The organism is Kitasatospora sp. NPDC001547, from assembly GCF_042894165.1.
Taxonomy (GTDB): domain Bacteria; phylum Actinomycetota; class Actinomycetes; order Streptomycetales; family Streptomycetaceae; genus Kitasatospora.
In genome coordinates, this window is sequence record NZ_JBIAVL010000012.1 from 1 (window position 1) to 20,593 (window position 20,593).

Consider the following 20,593-nt stretch of genomic DNA (forward strand, 5'->3'; position numbering starts at 1 on the left):
GCTAAGCCTTACAGCGCCGATGGTACTGCAGGGGGGACCCTGTGGGAGAGTAGGACGCCGCCGAACAATCATTGCTGAAGAACCCCCATCCGGGACCCGGATGGGGGTTCTTCGCGTTTACGGGCCGGCGCGGTCCCGGAGGGTCACCAGAAAAAATCTTGGTCGGTCGTGTCGAGAACCCGTGACCGGCGTCGTCCCCGGGGTGGACGCGGCCACAATGGGTCGCACCAGGCTCCGAGGAGAAGACGATGGCCAAGTACCTGCTGCTGAAGCACTACCGGGGCGCCCCGGAAGCGGTCAACTGCGTGCCGATGGACCAGTGGACGCCGGAGGAGGTCACGGCGCACATCGCGTACATGCAGGAATTCGCGGCCCGGCTGGAGAAGACCGGCGAGTTCGTCGACGGTCAGGCGGTCGCGCCGGAGGGGACCTGGGTCCGGTACGACGGTGAGGGGCGTCCGCCGGTCACCGACGGTCCGTTCGCCGAGACCAAGGACCTGATCGCAGGCTGGATGGTGATCGACGTCGACAGCTACGAGCGCGCCGTCGAGCTGGCCGGGGAGCTGTCGGCGGCCCCCGGCGCCGAGGGGAAGCCGATCCACGAGTGGCTGGAGCTGCGGCCGTTCCTGGCGATGCCGCCGACCGTCACGGAGTGACCTCTCCGATGAACGAGGCCCTGCTGAGGAGCCTCACGCCGAGCGTCATCGGCGTCCTCGTCCGCCGCGGAGCAGACTTCGCGGCGGCCGAGGACGCCGTTCAGGAGGCGCTGGTCGAGGCGATCCGGGTCTGGCCGGCCGACCAGCCGCGCGATCCCAAGGGCTGGCTGATCACCGTGGCCTGGCGCAAGTTCCTGGACGCGACCCGGTCGGACGCCGCCCGCCGGCGCCGTGAGGACGCGGCCGACCAGGAGCCGGAGCCGGGGCCCGCGGCCGCCGTGGACGACACGCTCCAGCTCTACTTCCTTTGCGCCCACCCGTCGTTGACGCCCTCGTCGGCGGTCGCGCTGACCCTGCGCGCGGTGGGCGGGCTGACCACCCGCCAGATCGCCCGGGCCTACCTGGTGCCCGAGGCGACCATGGCGCAGCGGATCAGCCGGGCCAAGCGCACCGTCTCGGCCGTCCGGTTCGATCAGCCGGGGGACGTCGCCACCGTGCTCCGGGTGCTCTACCTGGTCTTCAACGAGGGCTACTCCGGTGACGTCGACCTGGCGGCGGAGGCCGTCCGGCTGACCCGGCAGCTCGCGGCGGTGATCGACCATCCGGAGGTGGCGGGGCTGCTGGCCCTGATGCTGCTGCACCACGCCCGGCGGGCCGGCCGGACCGGGCCGGACGGCGCGCTGGTGCCGCTGGCCGAGCAGGACCGCGGTCGGTGGGACACCGGGATGATCGCCGAGGGCATCGGGATCCTCCAGGCGGCCCTGGCCCGGGACCGGCTGGGGGAGTTCCAGGCGCAGGCGGCCGTGGCGGCGCTGCACGCCGACGCGCCCACCGCCGGGGAGACGGACTGGACGCAGATCGTCGAGTGGTACGACGAGCTCGTCCAGCTGACCGGGAGCCCGGTGGTGCGGCTGAACCGGGCGGTGGCGGTCGGCGAGGCCGACGGTCCGCGCGCCGGGCTGGCGGCGCTCGCGGAGCTGGATGACACCCTGCCCAGGTACGCGGCGGTGGCGGCCTACCTCCACGAGCGTGACGGGGACCTGGCGGCGGCGGCCAGGCTGTACGCGCAGGCGGCGCACCGCGCGCCGAACCTCGCCGAGCGCGAGCATCTGACCCGTCAGGCCGCCCGGCTCAACACGTTGCTGAAGCGCCGTCGGCCGACGTGACGCCTCGGCTCAGAGCCGGCCGGCCGCCTTCAGCGCCAGGTAGGTGTCGGCCAGGGCGGGGGCGATCCGGGTCGGCGGGGCGTCCAGGACGGTGACGCCGTGGCGGGTGAGGCGCTCGGCGGTGGCCCGGCGGTCGGCCCGGGTCTGCTCGGCGGCCGCCGCGCCGTAGACCGCCTCCACGGTGCCCCGCCCGGTGGCGAGGACGTCCAGCCGGGGGTCGGCGACCGAGGCGAGGACGACCTCGTGGCGCTTGGTGAGCATCGGCAGCAGCGGGCGCAGGCCGTCCTCGACCGGGGCCGCGTCGAGGCCGGTGAGCAGCACGATCAGCGAGCGCTGCGGCGCCATCTTGAGGGCCGTGGCGACCAGCGAGCGCATGTCGGTCTCGTGCAGCGCGGGTTCCAGGCCCGCCATCGCGTGGGTGAAGGCGGGCAGCACCTCGTGGGCCGAGCTGCCGGCCACCGCGACCCGCTTGCGGGAGTCGTGGGCGAGCAGGTCGACCCGGTCGCCGGCCCGGGTGGCGAGGGCGGTGAGCAGCAGTGCGGCGTCGAGGGCGGCGTCCAGGCGGGGCGCGTCGCCGACCCGGCCGGCCGAGGTGCGGCCGGTGTCGAGGACGACGAGAATGTGCCGGTCGCGTTCGGGGCGCCAGGTGCGGACGGCGACGGTGTTCCGGCGGGCGCTGGCGCGCCAGTCGATGGAGCGGACGTCGTCGCCGGGCAGGTACTCGCGCAGGGAGTCGAACTCGGTTCCCTGGCCGCGGGTCAGGACCGAGGTGCGGCCGTCGAGTTCGCGCAGCCGGGCGAGCCGGGAGGGCAGGTGCTTGCGGCTGGCGAACGGGGGCAGCGCGCGGACCGTCCAGGGGACGAGGTGGGAGCCCTGGCGGCCGGCCAGGCCGAGCGGGCCGAGGGAGCGGACCGTCACCCGGTGGGCGTGGTGGTCGCCGCGGCGGGTGGGGGTGAGCACGGTGGTGATCCGGCGCCGTTCGCCGCCGGGGAGGGCCAGGGTGTGGCGGGAGGCGGTCTCGGCGGTGCCGGGGCGCCAGGCGGACGGGGCCCAGGCGTCGCGGACCAGGCCCCGGAGCGGTCGGGCGGACGGGTTGGTGACGGTCAGCTCGACCGTGGCGGGTTCGCCGAGCCGGACCGTGGTGTCGCCGCCGCGCGCGAACCGCAGGCCGCGGACCGGGGCGGCGAGCACCAGGTCGACCGCGACGGCGACCAGCACCGCACCGGTGACCAGGCCGATCCCGGTCCGGGACGGCAGCAGCAGGCCCACGACGAGCGCGCCGAGTGCGGCGAGCAGGGCGGTTCGCCCGGTGAGGGCCATGCGGTGCGCTCCTTCGGAAGCCCGTGAGTCGGAGACCGGTGGGTCGGAAGCCCGTGGGCCGGAGGGCCGAACGGGGGCGGTGCGGTGCGGGTGACGGTGCGGTGGGCCGGGTCAGCGGGGGGCGGGCGTCTGGGCGAGGACGGCCTGGATGACGGAGTCGGCGGTGACGCCCTCCATCTCCGCCTCGGCGCGCAGCGCGACCCGGTGCCGCAGGGTGGGCAGGGCCAGCGCCTTGACGTCGTCCGGGGTGACGTAGTCGCGGCCGGCCAGCCAGGCCCAGGCCCGGGAGGCGGCCAGCAGGGCGGTGGCGCCGCGCGGGGAGACGCCGATCGACAGCGACGGGGACTGCCGGGTGGCCCGGCAGAGGTCGACGATGTAGGCGAGGACCTCGGGGGCGACGGTCAGCCGGGCGATCTGCTCGCGGGCGGCGGCGAGGTGCTCGGGCCCGGCGACCGGGCGGACGCCGGCCGCGCCGAGGTCGCGCGGGTCGAAGCCGGCGGCGTGCCGGGAGAGCACCTGGAACTCCTGGTCGCGGTCGGGCAGCGGCAGGATCAGCTTGAGCAGGAAGCGGTCCAGCTGGGCCTCGGGCAGCGGGTAGGTGCCCTCGTACTCGACCGGGTTCTGGGTCGCGGCGACCAGGAACGGGACGGGCAGCGCGCGCGGCTCGCCGTCCACGGTGACCTGGTGCTCCTCCATGGCCTCCAGCAGGGCCGCCTGGGTCTTCGGCGGGGTGCGGTTGATCTCGTCGGCGAGCAGCAGGTTGGTGAAGACCGGGCCGGGCTGGAAGGAGAACTCGGCGGTGCGGGCGTCGTAGACGAGCGAGCCGGTGACGTCGCCGGGCATCAGGTCGGGGGTGAACTGGATGCGCTTGGTCTCCAGGCTCAGGGCGGTGGAGAGGGTGCGCACCAGCAGGGTCTTGGCGACGCCGGGGACGCCCTCCAGCAGCACGTGGCCGCCGCAGAGCAGGGCGACGACCAGGCCGGTGACTGCGGCGTCCTGGCCGACCACGGCCTTGCCGATCTCGGCGCGCAGGGCGGTGAGCGCGGTGCGCGGGTCGGTGGCGGGGGTAGCGGGTGCCGTGCCGGGGACGGGGCGGAGCTGGGCGGTTGCCTGGTCGGTCACGGGTTCCGTACCTGCCTTTCGAGGGCGTCGAGGTCGTCGGCGAGCCGCAGCAGTGCGGCGTCGTCGGTGGGGGGCGGGCCGTACAGCAGGGCCCGGACGTCCCCGGCGGGCCGTTCGGGCAGTCGGCCGGCCACGGCGACGCAGAGCGCGTCGGGGTCGGGGGCGCCGGCCTGGAGCGGGACGCCCAGGGCGGGGGCGAGGCGGTGGGCGGTGGCGCCGCGCAGCGCCTCGGCGGCGCGGCCGCGGGCCCTGGCCCGCCGGTAGAGCCGGGCGCGGCCCTCGGTGGTCTCGGCGGCGCGGACCACCACCGGCAGGTTCTCGCTGACCACCGGGCCGAGCCGGCGTCCGCGCCAGAGGGCGGCGAGCACGGCGGCGACGGCGAGCTGGTAGCCGGCCCAGTGCCAGCCGCTCGGCAGGTAGTCGCCGAAGGTCTTGGTGCGGGCGCCCTCGGGGGCGGGGACGGAGTAGTCGGGCAGGTGCCAGCTGAGGCGGGGCTGCGAGCCGAGCAGGCCGAGCGCGAGGGAGGCGTTGCCGTCCTTGGCCAGCTCGCCGTTGTGCAGGAAGGCGCCGCTGCCGAGCACGATGACGTCGCGGCCGCCGTCGCCGACCGGGAGGCTGACCAGCGGGTAGCCGTGGCCGCGCGGGTAGCAGCCCTGGCCGCGGCTGCCGCTGGTGTAGAGCATGCCGCCCTGCTGGGCGCTGCCGGCCCGGACGGCCTCGGTGAGCGAGCACTCCGCCGTGCTGGAGCGGACGGCGGCGTACGGCAGCCCGCCCGCGTCGTCGGACAGCCGGATGCCGGGGGCGAGCGCGGTGAGCGCGGCCGGGCCGGGGGCGACCAGCACCAGCCGGCGGTGCCGGGCGGCGGCGACGGCGCGCAGCTGGTCCGGGCTGAGCAGGTCGGGTTCGGGCAGCACGAGGGTGTCCGGGCCGTCCGGGGCGGCGGCCGGATCGGTGCTGAACCCGGTCTTCAGGCCCTGGCGTTCGAGCAGGGCGACGACGGCGTGGGCGCCGTCGCGGTCGTACGAGCGCGGGTCGAGCGCCGGGTAGCGGCGGTCCTGGCCGAGCGCGGAGACGGCGGCGGCGCCGATCAGCAGGGCGGCGAGGACGGCCAGGTACCAGCGGGCCCGGCGCCACAGGCCGCGCGTGGTGGGGGCGAGGCTGGTCGGGACGGCGGGCGCGGTCGCGGGTGCCCCGGCGTCGGGCGGGGTCGCGGGGGCGGGGACGGTACCGGTCATGCCGCTCCTCCCGGGGTCGGGGCCGGGACGGGGGCTTCGGCGGCGTCGGGCGCGAGGACCGGGCGGGTGCGCTCCAGCGTCCGGTCGAGTTCGTGCAGCAGCCGGTAGGCGTCCTGGTCGGCGGTGCGCTCGCCGTACGCGATGTCGTCGAAGGTCCGGGCGGCCGCGGCCAGGGTGGCGGCGTGCTCGGGCAGGGCCCGGCCGGCCTCGGCGGCGGCCTCGTCGGCGGTGCGGCCGGGGCGGGTGTCGAGCAGGGTGCGCTCCTCCAGGCTGCGCACCAGGGCGCGCATCTGCTCGCGGACGGCCTCGGTCCAGCGTCCGGCGGCGGCGTGTCCGGCGGCGTCCGCCCGGTACTGGTCGGCGCTGCGCGGGCCCTCGGTGCCGTACACGTCCTGGACGGTGCGGGCGGCGCGGCGGGGCGCGCCGAGGCGCCACCAGAGCGCGGCGCCGATCAGCACCGCGACGATGACGAAGAGGACCAGTCCGGTGGTGCCGGTGGTGCCGTCGCCGGAGATGCTGTCGAGCGCGCCGGCGATGCGGTCGTAGAACCAGTCCGTGATCCGCTGCAGCACGGACGGGTCGTGCTTGTGGTACTCCGCGTCGAGCAGCTCGTCGCGGGCGGCCTCGCGGGCCGGGTCACGTGGCACGGTGACCGGTGCTCCGCCCGCGGCGAGGAGCCTGTCCCCCCAGTCAGACATCCGGCTCAGCGCCTCGCCGCGGTCGGGTCGCCCGGCCCGGCCGGGCCGGTGCCGCCGTGTTCGGGCAGGCCGGCCGCGCGGGCGAGCTCGATGTCCAGGGCCTCGCGGCGGATCCGCTGGTCGATGTAGACCAGCACGCCGACGGCGGCGATGAACGGGGTGGTGAAGGTGCCGGCGATGATCCCGGCGACCGCCAGCAGGAGCAGCATGGCGACGCCCCGGTCGGCGGAGTCGGGCAGGCCCTGGCTGTCGAGGCTTTCGAAGCCCAGCGCCAGGCCGATGAACTGGGCCGGGACGGCGATGACCAGCGCGACGACGAGCGCCAGCACGTGGCCCAGCAGGGTGATGCCGAGGATCCGCCACCAGGCGCCGCGGGCCAGGCGCCGCGCGCGCGACAGCGCCGTCAGCACGCCCTGCTTCTCCAGCATCAGGGCGGGGGCGGCGAGGCTGAAGCGGATCCACAGCCAGACGGCGACCGGCACGATCAGCAGGGCGACCAGCGCCAGCAGGCCCTTGATCGCGGGTGAGCCCGCGCCGCCGGCCTCGTAGCCGAGCAGCGGGACGAAGCCGAGCAGCACCACCCCGGGGCCCATCAGGGCGGTGATCAGGGTCAGCCCGAGCAGCTGCAGCAGCCGGGGGCGGGCGTCGCGCCAGGCCTCCCCGGCGGTCGCCGACCGGCCGAGGACGGCGCGGCTGACCACGATGGTGAGCAGCGCGGTGGCGAACACGTTGAGCAGCAGGTCCAGCGGCAGGCCGGCCAGCAGCCGCAGGACCTGGGTGGCCTCGCCGGTCCTGCCCTTGACCGTCAGGTCGACCAGGACGGTGCCGGCCTGGGAGAGCACGGCGAGGCCGAGCGAGAGGGCGAGCACGGTGCGCCAGTTCCGGCGGACGGTGGTGACGGCACCGTCCAGCAGTTCGCCGGTGTTCAGCGGCCGCAGCGGGATGACGCCGGGCTTGGGGCTCGCGGGGGCGCCCCAGCCGTACGGGCGGTGCCCGCCGGAGGGCTGTCCCCACTGCTGTCCGCCGCGGGGGGCGCCGGCCGGGCCGGTCCAGCCGGGGGCGGCCTGCGGTGGTGCCGACGGCCCGGGCGCGGCGGCGGTCGCGTCGGCCGGGGGCCGGGCGTCGTCGCGGGGCGGCTCGGACGAGCTGGGCGAGGCCCAGCCCGGGGTGTCGGTCATCACTGCTCCTCGGAGGGCGTCACGGGCGCGACTGCGAACGGATCTTCCGCCCGCGCGCAGCGCCCATCGTGCCATGGGCCGGAAACCGGCCCCAGCGCGATCCGGTTGCTGATCGGCAACGGGCGTCCGCGGCGGGGCGGGTGGTGGTCCGCGGTGGGGCGGGAGGGAGTCCGGAGGTGTTCCCGGCGGGGGTATTCGCCCGGTATGGCCGGAATGCACCGGTGGGGGAGTTGGCCGTTCTGGAGCAATGGCACTGCTGTGCGGCAGGTCACAATCCGGTAATGAGAAGATGGACGCATGAAGGGACGCGTCCTCGTCGTTGATGACGACTCCGCACTGGCCGAGATGCTCGGCATCGTGCTGCGTGGTGAGGGTTTTGAGCCGTTTTTCGTCGCGGATGGGGACAGGGCGCTAGCCGCGTTCCGGGAGACCAAGCCCGACCTGGTCCTGCTCGACCTGATGCTGCCCGGCCGGGACGGCATCGACGTGTGCCGGCAGATCCGGGCGGAGTCCGGCATCCCGATCGTCATGCTGACCGCGAAGACCGACACGGTCGACGTCGTGGTGGGCCTGGAGTCGGGTGCCGACGACTACGTCACCAAGCCGTTCAAGCCCAAGGAGCTGGTGGCCCGGGTGCGTGCCCGGCTGCGCCGTGCCGAGGAGCCCACGCCCGAGCAGCTGACCATCGGCGACCTGGTGATCGACGTGGCCGGCCACTCCGTGAAGCGGGACGGGCGGGGCATCCCGCTGACCCCGCTGGAGTTCGACCTGCTGGTCGCGCTGGCCCGCAAGCCCTGGCAGGTGTTCACCCGCGAGGTGCTGCTGGAGCAGGTCTGGGGCTACCGCCACGCGGCGGACACCCGCCTGGTCAACGTCCACGTGCAGCGCCTGCGTTCCAAGATCGAGAAGGACCCGGAGCGCCCCGAGATCGTGGTGACCGTCCGCGGCGTCGGCTACAAGGCCGGACCCAGCTGACGTGACGGACCGGGCAGACGACACCCCGTCGGGTACCGCGACCGACGGGGCCGGGGCCGTGCGCGGCGACGTGCTCAGCTCGACGACCCGCCGCCGGCGCCCGTCCGGCGTGGTCGCGCTGGTGAAGCGTCAGCTGCGCCGCCCCGTGCACCGGACGGCCGCGCTGTACCGCCGGTCGATCCAGCTGCGCGTGGTCGCGGTGTCGCTGCTGGCGTCCATCGCCGTCGTCCTGGTGCTCGGCGTGGTCGTGGTGGCCCAGGTGCGCAACGGCCTGCTCGACACCAAGATGGACGCCGCCCGGGCGCAGGCCAGGATCGGCTTCCAGGTCGAGCAGAAGAAGATCGACGAGGCCCGGGACCAGAAGCTGCGGGGCACCGCGGACCCGACCCTCGACGAGACCGGCACCTGGCTGCTGCGGCAGGTCAACGACCTGGCCGGGAGCGGGCAGACCGTCTACTCGGTGATCGCGATGGCCCCCGGCACCGGCGCCGTCGTCCCGGACACCGCCGGCTTCGCGCCGCGCTACTCGGGCGACATCCAGCCCAGCAGCATCCCCGACTCCCTGCGGGCCAAGCTGCTCGCCGAGCCCAACCAGATGTTCGACCAGCCGACCCGGATCCACCGCTCGCCCGAGAGCAGCGGGAAGTCCGAGCCCGGGCTGGCCCTCGGCATGCAGTTCATGGGCCCGGCCGACAAGAGCTACCAGCTGTTCTACGTGTTCTCCTTCGGGCAGGAGACCGACACCCTCAACCTGGTCACCGGCACCCTGGCGACCGCCGGCGTGTTCGTGGTGATCCTGATGGGCGGCATCGCCTGGGTCGTGGTGCGCCAGGTGGTCACCCCGGTCCGGATGGCCGCCGGGATCTCCGAGCGGCTCGCCGACGGGCACCTGGAAGAGCGGATGAAGGTCACCGGGACGGACGACATCGCCCGCCTCGGGGAGTCCTTCAACCGGATGGCCAACGCCCTCCAGGCGCAGATCCGCCAGCTGGAGGAGCTGTCCCGGGTGCAGCGCCGCTTCGTCTCGGACGTCTCGCACGAGCTGCGCACCCCGCTGACCACGGTCCGGATGGCCGCCGACCTCATCTACGACAGCCGCGAGGACCTGGACCCGATGGCGGCCCGCTCGGCGGAACTGCTCCAGGGCCAGCTGGACCGCTTCGAGTCGCTGCTCGCCGACCTGCTGGAGATCAGCCGCTTCGACGCCGGCGCCGCGATCCTGGACGCCGAGCCGGTCGACCTTCGCGAGATCGTCGCCCGCGTGGTGGAGGCCGCCGAGCCGCTCGCCGAGGCCAAGGGCAGCACCGTGCTGATCCGCGGCGACGGCGAGCCGGTGCTCGCCGAGGTGGACTCCCGCCGGATCGAGCGCATCCTGCGCAACCTGGTGGTCAACGCGCTGGAGCACGGCGAGGGCCGCGACGTGGTGGTCCGGCTGGGCTCCGCGGACGGCGCCGTCGCGGTCGGCGTGCGCGACTACGGCATCGGCCTCAAGCCGGGCGAGGCGTCCCGGGTCTTCCACCGCTTCTGGCGGGCCGACCCGTCCCGGGTGCGGACCACCGGCGGCACCGGCCTCGGCCTGTCCATCGCGGTCGAGGACGCCCATCTGCACGGCGGCTGGCTCCAGGCCTGGGGCGAGCCCGGCGGCGGCTCGCACTTCCGGCTGACCCTGCCGCGCACCCGTGGCGGCGAGATCACCCGGGCGCCGTTCCGGCTGGAGCCGGAGGACTCCCGGAACAACCGGGGCCTGGGCGCGCAGGGCACGCCGTACCGGCGGGCGATCAGCCCGGCCGGCGCGACGGCGACGGCCGCCGTCGACGACCAGGCGGAGACGCCGGAGGCCGTGGGCAACGGCCTCGGCAGCGGGCTCGGCGGAGTGCTGAACATCGGCCCCGGGCTGGGCCGGCGCCGGCTGCCCGAGGGGCCGCGCGCGGACCCCTCGGACGTGTGGACGGCCGCCGGGTACGGGACCACCGGCGCCCAGGTCATGGTGGACCCGACGCCGGGACGGCCGTCGGTGGCACAGCGGACGGCGGAGCCGGACGTGACGGGTGGGACGACGGCGGAGGGGCCGCAGCGTGCGAAGGACGAGCAACAGGACTGAGCCGCGGCTCCTCGCGGCGGTCGGCGGGCTGCTCGGCGCCCTGGTGGCGAGCGGCTGCGCGGCCATGCCGGATTCCGGCGGCATCACCAAGGTGGAGCTGTCCCAGGGCTCGGCCGACAAGAACCTGCAGGCCCGGGTCTACCCGATGGCGCCCGGCCGGGGCGCCAAGCCGCGCGAGCTGCTGACCGGGTTCCTGGACGCGGTGACCGCCGACGAGGGGTACGACACCGCGCGCAAGTACCTCACCGAGAGCGCCGCCGCCACCTGGAACCCGGACGCCGGGACCCAGGTGCTCACCGCCACCGCCACCACGGCCGGCCAGGACGTCACCGACACGGACACCGTGGTCTCCGCGACGGTGACCGGGCAGCTGGTCGCCACCGTCGACGAGCGGCACTCGTACCTGCTGGTGGCCGGGCAGAACAACGTCTCCTCCGACTTCACCTTCGTCCGGGAGGGCGGCGAGTGGCGGATCGACAAGCTGCCGCCCGGCGTGATCATGAACGAGACCAACTTCCGGAACAGCTTCCGGCAGGTCGAGCGGTTCTTCTACACCGCGCCGGACCCGTCCTCGGCGGTCGCCGGGAACACCGGCCAGGAGGTGCTGGTCGCCGACCCGATCTACCTGCGGCGCCGGATAGACCCGCTCGCCTCGGCCGCCCGGGCGCTCGTCCAGGGCCCGTCCACCTGGCTCTCGCCGGTGGTCGGCACGGCGTTCCCGTCCGGCACCACGGTCGAGGAGGTCGGCATCGACGACAACCGGGGCGCCCACGTGCGGCTCGGCGGGGCGGACACCGGCGAGCCGACGGGCTGCCGGCGGATGGCGACCCAGCTCTTCTACACCCTCGCCGACCAGGGCAAGGGGCTCGACCGCCTGGAGCTGAAGGGGCGGCACGGCACCTGCACGGCCAGCCGGAACGACGGACCGGCCACCGGGCCAGGTTCGCTGGCCGGGAGCGCCTCCACCCAGCAGTACTACCAGCGCGCCGACAACGGCGTGCTGATGAAGATCGACGAGGGGCGCACCGGCGACCCGGTCCGCGGCCCCCTCGGCAAGCCGCAGCCGAACGGCACCCCGCCGCTGGGCACCGTCGCCGTCAGCCGGGACGGCGGCTGGGCCGCCGCGGTCAGCGGGGACGGCCGCCAGGTCTTCTCGGTGCCGCTGTCGGACAGCACGGCGAGCATGGGCGAGCCGGTGCTCAGCGCGCCGGCCAAGGGCGGCGACAAGGACGACGGCTTCGCCTCGCCCAGCTGGGACGGCCGCGGCGACCTCTGGGTGGTGGACCGCGGCAAGCAGAACCCGCGGGTGGTGATGGTGCGCGGCAACAAGTCGTACACCGTGCCGGTCGAGGGGCTGACCGGGCAGACCGTGGAGTCGCTCAAGATCGCCTCGGACGGCGCCCGGGTCGCCCTGGTGGTCAAGACCCCGGGCGTGGCCACCAGCTCGCTGGTGTTCGGTCTGGTGGTGCACGGCGGCACCAAGGAGGCGCCGACCGCGAAGATCACCGGGATCCGCCGGGCGGCCCCCACCATCACCGACGTCGCCTCGGTGTCCTGGGTGGAGACCGACCAGCTGCTGGTGCTCGGCAAGGAGGTCGACCGGACCCAGCAGCTGCACTACATCAGCACCGACGGCTCGCAGAGCTCGGACACCCGGCTGGGGATCGGCGAGAGCATGCGGACCGTCTCCGCCTCGGAGTCCCGCGGGGACGTGCTGACCCAGGCGCCGCCGGTGCTCGCGGTGTCGGACACCAAGGTCTACCGGCTGCTCAACAACCAGTGGCGGGAAGCCCAGTTGATCGACAAGCCGCGCTCGTTCTTCTACCCGGGCTGACCGGCGGCCGGTTGACGGCCCGGTGGGTCGGCGCGCGCGCCGGGCTCAGCGGGCCGGGTGCGCCGTGGCCGCGACCGTGGCGCCGGCACGGGCCGGCAGGCCGGCGTCGGCCAGTGCCCGGGCGGCCTCGGCGAGGCTGGCCCCGGTGGTCACCAGGTCGTCCACCAGCACCGGGTGACGGCCCGCCAGGCCTGCCAGGCCCGCCAGACCCGCGAGGCCCGCCCGTCCGGTGCGGGCGCGCGGCAGCACGGTGAGCGCGCCGTGCAGGTTGCGGCGCCGCTCGGCCGCGTTCAGCCCGGCCTGGTCGGCCACCGGCCGGGCGTGCCGCAGCAGCGGCGCGGCCCGGACGTCCAGGCCGGCCCGGCGCAGCGAGCGGGCGGCCGCCCCGGCCAGCCGAAGCGTCGGGTCGTGCCCGCGGGCGCGGACGGCCGGGCGCGCCGAGGGCATCGGGACCAGCAGCAGCGGCGCCGCCCCGGCCCGCGCCCCCAGGGCGGAGCGCACCGCCCGGCCGAGGGCCTCGCCGAGCGGCCCGGCCAGCCGCAGCGCGCCGCGCTCCTTGTGGGCGAGCAGCAGCTGCCGGACCGGACCGGTGTACGGCGCGGCGGCGTGCGCCCAGGGCAGCGGGGTGGGGGCCGGCCGGGCGGTGGCCAGCACGTGCCGGCAGGCCGGGCAGAGCTGGGTGCGTTCGCTGCCGCAGCCCGCGCAGTCGGCGGGCAGCAGGACGTCCAGCAGCCCGGCCAGTGCGTGGCCGAACGGCCCTTGGGCGGACGGCGGAGGAGCGGGGGAGAGGGAGGGCGGCACGGCTGCTCCTGGCGGCGGCAGGCACGGAGAGTCAGCAAAGGATGCGCCGTATGGGGGGCGTTGTCCAGGTATTTACCCTTACTTCACTCGCGGGAGGGTAGACAGGGTGCACCAGCTTGACCGCCCGGTCGCAGTATCGGGTCATACCCTCCTTGTCGCCTGAGGAGGCGAAAAACCCGTGTGAGGTGTTCGATAAGGCCCAGGGGGTTTCAACCGTCCCTGGTGGGGAGGAAGTGAGGTGAGGGCCAGTCGTTTCCCGCCGCTGGCGGCGGGGGCGGGGGGCCGGCAGTGGATGGGCTGGTCCAGCTGGGTCTCAGTCCGGTCCGGTAGCACCCGGATCGGCGTCAGCACGAGGGATCGGAGTTCTGCGTGGACATCGTCGTCAAGGGCCGCAAGACCGAGGTGCCCAAGAGGTTCCGCGAGCACGTGGCCGAGAAGCTGGAGAAGGTCCAGAAGTTCGACGCCAAGGCCATCAGCCTCGACGTCGAGGTGTCCAAGGAGCACAACCCGCGGCAGGCCGACCGGTCCGATCGGGTGGAGATCACTCTCCGCAGCCGCGGCCCCGTGATCCGGGCCGAAGCCGCCGCCGGCGACCCGTACGCGGCGCTCGACCTGGCTTCGGCGAAGCTCGACGCGCAGCTGCGCAAGTCCGCGGACCGGCGTCGGGTGCACAAGGGCGGCGCGAACGGCCGCACCCCGATCAGCGTCGCCGAGGCGACCGCGGCCCTGGCCGCGCTGCCGGACACGACGGCGCCCGAGGGCGAGACGAACGGCGCCGTCCGCAAGACCATGATGGGCTCCCTGGAAGTGGAGGGCGAAGGCCCGCTGGTGGTCCGGGAGAAGACGCACCCGGCCGCCCCCATGGCGCTGGACCAGGCGCTCTACGAGATGGAGCTGGTCGGCCACGACTTCTACCTCTTCGTGGAGAAGGACAGCGGCCTGCCGAGCGTGGTCTACCGCCGGCACGGCTACCACTACGGCGTCATCCACCTGCAGACCGACCTCGCGGCCGGGCCGGGCGGCGGGGCGGGCGGCGCGATCGGCGGGGCCGACGACGAGGACTGACCGTCCGAGCAGCGATGGAGGGGTGACCCCGGCGGCCCGTGGCCGCCGGGGTCACCGGCGTTCGGGGGAAGGGCGGTTCGAACGCGTCGCGTCCCGGGCGAGGGGTCACCCGATGCGGGGGAATCGGCATCGGAGGGTGACCGTGGCGGGGTCGGAGCGTGGAATGATTGGCGTACGACGACCCGCGAAGGGGGAGGAGCGGATGGGGGATCACTTCGGGCTGGGGCCCGGGGCAGGGCCCGGGCTGCCGTTGGGGGCGGAGGACGAGCCCGCGTACGAGCCGCACCGGGGTGAGCCGATCCGCGTGTTGGTGGTGGACGACCACGCGCTGTTCCGCCGGGGGCTGGAGATCGTCCTCGCGGAGGAGCCGGACATCAAGGTCGTCGGCGAGGCGGGGGACGGCGCAGAGGCCGTGCTGAAGGCCGCCGACCTGCTGCCCGACATCATCCTCATGGATGTCCGGATGCCGCGCCGCAGCGGGATCGAGGCCTGTACGGCGATCAAGGACGTGGCGCCCAGCACCAAGATCATCATGTTGACGATAAGCGACGAGGAGGCCGACCTCTACGAGGCGATCAAGGCGGGGGCCACCGGCTACCTGCTCAAGGAGATCTCCACCGACGAGGTCGCCACCGCGATCCGCGCGGTCGCCGACGGGCAGTCCCAGATCAGCCCGTCGATGGCCTCCAAGCTGCTCACCGAGTTCAAGTCGATGATCCAGCGCCGCTCCGACGACCGGGACCTGGTGCCCGCGCCCCGGCTCACCGACCGGGAACTGGAGGTGCTCAAGCTGGTGGCGACCGGGATGAACAACCGGGAGATCGCCAAGGAGCTGTTCATCAGCGAGAACACCGTGAAGAACCACGTGCGCAACATCCTGGAGAAGCTCCAGCTGCACTCCCGGATGGAGGCCGTGGTGTACGCGATGCGCGAGAAGATCCTCGAAATAGGCTGAGCCCTACGGGACTTGGGCCGGCCGCTAGCGGCCGGCCAGCAGCTTCTCCAGGGCCGGGCGCAGCCGCTCGTCGTGCAGCGTCCCGACCCGCACCTCCTCGCAGCCGACCCAGGCGGCCGCCTCGCGCAGGGCCGTCGCCAGGGCCTCCACGTGCCGGGCACCGCCGGCCCGGCCGCCGTCCAGCGAGACCTGCCGGGCGACCAGGGTGCGGCCCTCGCGGGCCGGGTCGACCCGGCCGACCAGCCGGCCGCCGGCCAGCAGCGGCATCGCGAAGTAGCCGTGCACCCGCTTGTGCTTGGGGGTGTAGGCCTCCAGCCGGTGCGTCATGCCGAAGATCCGCTCGGTGCGGGCGCGGTCCCAGATCAGCGAGTCGAACGGCGAGAGCAGCGTGGTGCGGTGGCGCCCGCGCGGGGCGGTGGCGAGGGCCGACGGGTCCGCCCAGGCGGGGGCCGGGGCGCCGTCCGGGCCCCAGCCGGCCACCTCGACCGGGACGAGCCCGCAGTCGGCGAGCACCGGGTCCAACTGCTCGGCGCGCAACCGGTGGTAGTCCAGCAGGTCGGCCCGGGTGGCCACGCCGAGCGCGGCTCCGGCCTGGGCGACCAGGGTGCGCACGCACTCCTCGTCCGGCAGGTCCTGGCCGAACAGGGCGTCCGGGACGGCCTGTTCGGCCAGCGCGTAGACCCGCTTCCAGCTCCGGCGCTCGGTGCAGACCACGTCGCCGAAGGCCAGCGCCCGCTCGACCGCGATCTTGGTGTCGGACCAGTCCCACCACTCGGCGGTCCGCTTGGCGCCGCCCAGCTCGGTGGAGGTCAACGGCCCCTCGGCGCGCAGCTTGTCGAGCACGGCGCGGTAGGTCTCGGGCGCGACCTGGTGGCCCCAGAGGTGGCCGCGGTCGCGGTAGCGGCGGCGCCGGAAGGCGAACAGCGGCCACTCCTCGACCGGCAGGACGCAGGCCGCGTGCGACCAGTACTCGAAGCTCGTGCCGCCGCCCCAGTACGCCGCCTCGACGGCCGGGCGGCCGACCGCGCCGAGGCGGGCGTACGGCACCAGCTCGTGCGAGCGGGCGAGCACCGAGATGGTGTCCAGCTGGACGGCGCCCAGGTGCCGCAGCACCCCGCGCACCCCGCCCCGGCGGTCCGGCGCACCCAGCAGGCCCTGGGCGCGCAGGGCGATCCGGCGGGCGTCGTCCGCGCTGAGGACGGCGACGGGGGCGGGGCGGGCGGCAGCGGCGGTCATGCCGGCGAGCGTAGCCGGGGGCACCGACAGCGCGGACTCAGCCCAGGTCGGAGGGCAGCAGGGAGGCGACCCAGGCGTCGTGGAAGACGCCGCGCTGCTCCGCGTACGAGCGCAGGGTGCCCTCGAAGCGGTAGCCCGCCTTCTCGGCGACCGCGCGGGAGCCCGCGTTGCCGACGTAGGCCAGCCACTCCAGGCGGCGCAGGCCGAGGTCGCGCAGGCCGTAGTGGGAGACGGCGCGGGCGGCCTCGGTGGTGTAGCCGCGGCCGCGGAACTCCTTCACGGCCCACCAGCCGATCTCGGCGGCGCCCGGGTCGTGGGCGCGCAGGACGAGCCCCTGGCTGCCGACCAGGGCGCCGGAATCGCGCTCGAAAACGCACCAGATCCGGTTCGCCCCGGTACGCCAGCCCTCAATCGCGAGATCGCGTACGAAGAACTCCGCGTCCTCGCGCCGGTACGGGGACGGGACGACCGTCCAGCGCTGGATCTCCGGGTCCTGGCAGGCGGCGAAGACCGCGTCGATGTCGGACTCCCGCGGAGCGCGCAGCACGAGCCGCTCGGTGGTGAGGACGACCGGTTCGGGGGTTTCTTCCATGAACGGATTATTTCGCCGGACGAGGAAAGCGGGCACCCGATTATTCCGCCGGTCCGCCGGTTCCGCGGACGGCCAACTCTCGGGCCCGCCGACCGTTTTGTCCCGGTGGACGGTGCTATCGGGCCATGTGCTCGCGCGGGTGACACGGGAATACCGTGCTGACGCACCTCCCGGGGGGTTGGACTCCTCGCATACGATGGCCCGTGCGGTGGGGTGGACCCCCCGTGCAGTCGTCCAGTGCCAATACAGGCAAGGAGCCCGCTCACGTGTCCGTCTTCGACAAGATCTTGCGCGCAGGCGAGGGCAAGATCCTTCGCAAGCTGCAGCGGATTGCTGCCCAGGTCAACTCCATCGAAGAGGACTTCGTCAACCTCACCGACGCCGAGCTGCGCGCACTGACCGACGAGTACAAGCAGCGGCTCGCCGACGGCGAGACCCTGGACGACATCCTCCCCGAGGCGTTCGCCACCGTCCGCGAGGCCGCCAAGCGCGTCCTCGGCCAGCGGCACTACGACGTCCAGCTGATGGGCGGCGCCGCGCTGCACCACGGCTACGTCGCGGAGATGCGCACCGGTGAGGGCAAGACCCTCGTCGGCACCCTGCCGGCGTACCTGAACGCGCTCACCGGCAAGGGCGTCCACCTGATCACCGTCAACGACTACCTCGCCGAGCGCGACTCGGAGTGGATGGGCCGGGTGCACCGCTTCCTCGGCCTCGAAGTCGGCGTGATCCTGGCCAACATGACGCCGGCCGAGCGCAAGCGCCAGTACGCGATGGACATCACGTACGGCACCAACAACGAGTTCGGCTTCGACTACCTGCGCGACAACATGGCCTGGTCGCAGGACGAACTCGTCCAGCGCGGCCACTACTTCGCGGTCGTCGACGAGGTCGACTCGATCCTCATCGACGAGGCCCGCACCCCGCTGATCATCTCCGGCCCGGCCGACCAGGCGACCAAGTGGTACGCCGACTTCGCCAAGCTGGTGCTGCGCCTGAAGATCGACCGCGACTACGAGGTCGACGAGAAGAAGCGCACCGTCGGCATCCTGGAGGAGGGCGTCACCCGGGTCGAGGACTACCTGGGCATCGACAACCTCTACGAGTCGGTGAACACCCCGCTGGTCGGCTTCCTGAACAACGCCATCAAGGCGAAGGAGCTGTACAAGCGGGACAAGGACTACGTCGTGATGAACGGCGAGGTCATGATCGTCGACGAGCACACCGGCCGCATCCTGGCCGGCCGCCGCTACAACGAGGGCATGCACCAGGCGATCGAGGCCAAGGAGGGGGTGGAGGTCCAGAACGAGAACCAGACCCTGGCCACCATCACCCTGCAGAACTTCTTCCGCCTGTACGACAAGCTCGCGGGCATGACCGGTACCGGCACCACCGAGGCCGCCGAGTTCCACCAGATCTACAAGCTCGGCGTGGTGCCGATCCCGACCAACAAGACGCCGCTGCGCATCGACCAGCCCGACCTGATCTACAAGTCGGAGCCGGCCAAGTTCGCCGCCGTGGTCGAGGACATCGCCGAGAAGCACGAGAAGGGCCAGCCGGTGCTGGTCGGCACCGTGTCGGTCGAGAAGTCCGAGTACCTGTCGCAGGAGCTGCGCAAGCGCGGCATCCCGCACGAGGTGCTGAACGCCAAGCACCACGAGCGCGAGGCGCAGATCGTCGCGCAGGCCGGCCGCAAGGGCGCCGTCACCGTCGCCACCAACATGGCCGGCCGCGGCACCGACATCATGCTGGGCGGCAACGCCGACCACCTGGCCGCCGCCGAGCTGGCGCAGCGCGGGCTGACCCCGACGGACACCCCGGAGGAGTACGAGGCCGCCTTCCCGGCCGCGCTGGAGAAGGCCAAGGCCTCGGTGAAGGCCGAGCAGGACGAGGTCAAGGAGGCCGGCGGCCTCTACGTCCTCGGCACCGAGCGGCACGAGTCCCGCCGGATCGACAACCAGCTGCGCGGCCGCTCCGGCCGTCAGGGCGACCCGGGCGAGTCCCGCTTCTACCTGTCGCTGGGCGACGACCTGATGCGCCTGTTCAAGGCCGGCATGGTCGAGCGCGTGCTCTCGATGGCCAACGTGCCCGAGGACGTGCCGATCGAGTCCAAGATGGTCACCCGCGCCATCGCCTCCGCGCAGACCCAGGTCGAGCAGCAGAACTTCGAGATCCGCAAGAACGTCCTCAAGTACGACGAGGTGCTCAACCGCCAGCGCGAGGTCATCTACGGCGAGCGCCGCCGGGTGCTGGAGGGCGAGGACCTCCAGGAGCAGGTCGGCCACTTCATGGACGACACCGTCGAGGCGTACGTCCGGGCGGCCACCGGCGAGGGCTTCGAGGACGACTGGGACCTGGAGAAGCTCTGGACGGCGCTCAAGCAGCTCTACCCGATCACCCTGGACCTGGAGGAGCTGGAGGAGGAGGCCGGCGGCCAGGCCGGGCTGACCCCCGAGTTCCTGATCAAGGTCATCCAGGAGGACATCCAGGCGCAGTACGGCGCCCGTGAGGACCAGCTGGGCGCGGAGATCATGCGCGAGCTGGAGCGCCGGGTCGTGCTGTCGGTGCTGGACCGCCGCTGGCGCGAGCACCTCTACGAGATGGACTACCTCCAGGAGGGCATCGGCCTGCGGGCCATGGCGCAGCGCGACCCGCTGGTCGAGTACCAGCGCGAGGGCTTCGACATGTTCACCGCGATGATGGAGGGCATCAAGGAGGAGTCCGTCGGCTACCTGTTCAACCTGGAGGTCCAGGTCGAGCAGCAGGTCGAGGAGGTCCCGGTCGAGGACGCCCAGGTGGTGCTCGACAAGCTGGAGAAGGACTCCGCCCGCCCGGAGATCAAGGCCAAGGGCCTGGAGGCCCCGAAGCCGCAGCGGCTGCACTACACGGCCCCCTCGGACGAGGTCGGCGGCGGTGTCATCGAGGGCGACTTCGAGGACCTCGCGCCGGAGGACGAGGGCGACGGGCTGACCCGCGCCGAGCGCCGCAAGGCCGCGAAGTCGGCCAAGGGCCGCCGCCGCAAGGCCTGAGCCCGCCGCTGGAGACCAGCCAGGACGCCTCGCAGGGCGCCGCTCCCGGACCGGGGCGGCGCCCTGCGCCGTGGTGTGCCGCCGGGGGCGCGGCAGGGTGTTCACCGGGCCTCCACGGCGGTGCACTGCCACTGCCCGGCCGGGCCGCGCTGCTCCAGCCGGAAGGCCACCATGTGGTGCCGTCGGCCGAGGTCGACCCGGACGCAGGCCTCGACCGCGTCCGGTGAGGGCGAGCGTTCGTGCACCGGGCCGAGCCTGGGCCGGTCGGCGGGGCCGCCGCGGCGCAGCGCGCCGGCTCGGACCAGCGAGGCGAGCTGCCCGTAGCCGTCCAGACTGGTGTGCCGCATCAGCTGGCCGGAGGGCCGTGCACCGGTGAGCACCTCGACCAGCTGGCGGGCGAACCGGCCGGCCAGTGCCCCGGCGTCGGGCCGGGAGCCGGCCCCGGGCCCGACGCCGGGGGCGGCGGTGCAGGCGGCGCGCGGGTGGCGCGGGCGGCGCCCGGCCGGGTCGCAGCCGCCGGCGGCGCGCGGACGGCGGTGCGGGCGGACGGTGGGGTGGGCGCTGCAGCGGACGGTCACGGCGGGGCTCCTCGGGCTGGTGGTGCGGGTACGGACGGGTCCAGGCTGGGGG

At 74.1% G+C, this 20,593-nt stretch carries 17 protein-coding genes; 8 read left to right on the forward strand and 9 right to left on the reverse strand.

Translation table 11 applies throughout. From position 1 onward, the window contains the following. Positions 1-248: 248 nt before the first annotated feature. Positions 249-656, forward strand: coding sequence for a YciI family protein (locus ACFY0X_RS21840; RefSeq protein WP_387756832.1), 408 nt, complete (start codon positions 249-251; stop codon positions 654-656). 8 nt (positions 657-664) lie between these two features. Then, positions 665-1,822 carry an RNA polymerase sigma factor gene (locus tag ACFY0X_RS21845; RefSeq protein ID WP_387757049.1) on the forward strand — a complete coding sequence of 386 codons (1,158 nt, stop codon included), beginning with the start codon at positions 665-667 and terminating at the stop codon, positions 1,820-1,822. 9 nt (positions 1,823-1,831) lie between these two features. On the opposite strand, the gene ACFY0X_RS21850 is transcribed toward ACFY0X_RS21845, so the two are convergent. The 5 genes from ACFY0X_RS21850 to ACFY0X_RS21870 form a co-directional block, all read right to left on the reverse strand. Further along, positions 1,832-3,142, reverse strand: a complete 1,311-nt coding sequence (locus ACFY0X_RS21850; RefSeq protein ID WP_387756833.1) for a DUF58 domain-containing protein — start codon at positions 3,140-3,142, stop codon at positions 1,832-1,834. A 111-nt stretch (positions 3,143-3,253) separates the two neighbouring features. Continuing rightward, entirely contained in the window at positions 3,254-4,264 is a 1,011-nt protein-coding gene (locus ACFY0X_RS21855; protein WP_387756834.1) for an AAA family ATPase, read from the reverse strand. Further along, positions 4,261-5,499 (reverse strand): DUF4350 domain-containing protein, encoded by a 1,239-nt coding sequence (locus ACFY0X_RS21860; RefSeq protein WP_387756835.1) that lies wholly within the window; start codon positions 5,497-5,499, stop codon positions 4,261-4,263. Before ACFY0X_RS21860 ends, ACFY0X_RS21855 begins: the two co-directional genes overlap by 4 nt. Continuing rightward, positions 5,496-6,197, reverse strand: coding sequence for a DUF4129 domain-containing protein (locus ACFY0X_RS21865; protein WP_387756836.1), 702 nt, complete (start codon positions 6,195-6,197; stop codon positions 5,496-5,498). The genes ACFY0X_RS21860 and ACFY0X_RS21865 overlap by 4 nt, the downstream gene beginning before the upstream one ends. A 5-nt stretch (positions 6,198-6,202) precedes the next feature. Then, on the reverse strand, positions 6,203-7,375 hold the full coding sequence (locus ACFY0X_RS21870; protein ID WP_387756837.1) for a hypothetical protein: 1,173 nt from the start codon (positions 7,373-7,375) through the stop codon (positions 6,203-6,205). 297 nt (positions 7,376-7,672) lie between these two features. Here ACFY0X_RS21870 and mtrA point away from each other — a divergent pair, with 297 nt between their 5' ends. From mtrA to ACFY0X_RS21885, 3 genes are read left to right on the forward strand one after another with little or no spacing between them, the layout of a single operon-like run. Further along, positions 7,673-8,350 (forward strand): MtrAB system response regulator MtrA, encoded by a 678-nt coding sequence (gene mtrA / locus ACFY0X_RS21875; protein WP_030247322.1) that lies wholly within the window; start codon positions 7,673-7,675, stop codon positions 8,348-8,350. Position 8,351: 1 nt separating this feature from the next. Continuing rightward, complete coding sequence (gene mtrB / locus ACFY0X_RS21880; RefSeq protein ID WP_387756838.1) at positions 8,352-10,451, forward strand: MtrAB system histidine kinase MtrB; 2,100 nt, start codon at positions 8,352-8,354, stop codon at positions 10,449-10,451. Next, the gene (locus ACFY0X_RS21885; RefSeq protein ID WP_387756839.1) at positions 10,426-12,285 is read left to right on the forward strand and encodes an LpqB family beta-propeller domain-containing protein; all 1,860 of its coding nucleotides are present in this window, start codon (positions 10,426-10,428) and stop codon (positions 12,283-12,285) included. The genes mtrB and ACFY0X_RS21885 overlap by 26 nt, the downstream gene beginning before the upstream one ends. Before the next feature lie 45 nt (positions 12,286-12,330). Here the strand turns inward: ACFY0X_RS21885 and ACFY0X_RS21890 are convergent, their stop codons facing one another. Beyond that, positions 12,331-13,086, reverse strand: coding sequence for a ComF family protein (locus ACFY0X_RS21890; protein ID WP_387756840.1), 756 nt, complete (start codon positions 13,084-13,086; stop codon positions 12,331-12,333). A 369-nt stretch (positions 13,087-13,455) separates the two neighbouring features. Here ACFY0X_RS21890 and hpf point away from each other — a divergent pair, with 369 nt between their 5' ends. Together hpf and ACFY0X_RS21900 are read left to right on the forward strand one after the other, a co-directional pair. Next, a complete protein-coding gene (gene hpf, locus ACFY0X_RS21895) occupies positions 13,456-14,151 on the forward strand; it encodes a ribosome hibernation-promoting factor, HPF/YfiA family (protein ID WP_387756841.1) in 696 nt (231 codons plus the stop codon). Positions 14,152-14,353: 202 nt separating this feature from the next. Beyond that, complete coding sequence (locus tag ACFY0X_RS21900) at positions 14,354-15,106, forward strand: response regulator (protein WP_387756842.1); 753 nt, start codon at positions 14,354-14,356, stop codon at positions 15,104-15,106. Positions 15,107-15,130: 24 nt separating this feature from the next. Here the strand turns inward: ACFY0X_RS21900 and ACFY0X_RS21905 are convergent, their stop codons facing one another. After that, complete coding sequence (locus tag ACFY0X_RS21905) at positions 15,131-16,342, reverse strand: winged helix-turn-helix domain-containing protein (protein ID WP_387756843.1); 1,212 nt, start codon at positions 16,340-16,342, stop codon at positions 15,131-15,133. A 37-nt stretch (positions 16,343-16,379) separates the two neighbouring features. Next, entirely contained in the window at positions 16,380-16,934 is a 555-nt protein-coding gene (locus ACFY0X_RS21910; RefSeq protein ID WP_387756844.1) for a GNAT family N-acetyltransferase, read from the reverse strand. 266 nt (positions 16,935-17,200) lie between these two features. Between ACFY0X_RS21910 and secA the strand changes: the two genes are divergently transcribed. Continuing rightward, a complete protein-coding gene (secA, locus tag ACFY0X_RS21915) occupies positions 17,201-19,963 on the forward strand; it encodes a preprotein translocase subunit SecA (protein WP_387756845.1) in 2,763 nt (920 codons plus the stop codon). 101 nt (positions 19,964-20,064) lie between these two features. Here the strand turns inward: secA and ACFY0X_RS21920 are convergent, their stop codons facing one another. Then, on the reverse strand, positions 20,065-20,541 hold the full coding sequence (locus tag ACFY0X_RS21920) for an Rv3235 family protein (protein ID WP_387756846.1): 477 nt from the start codon (positions 20,539-20,541) through the stop codon (positions 20,065-20,067). Positions 20,542-20,593: the final 52 nt, after the last annotated feature.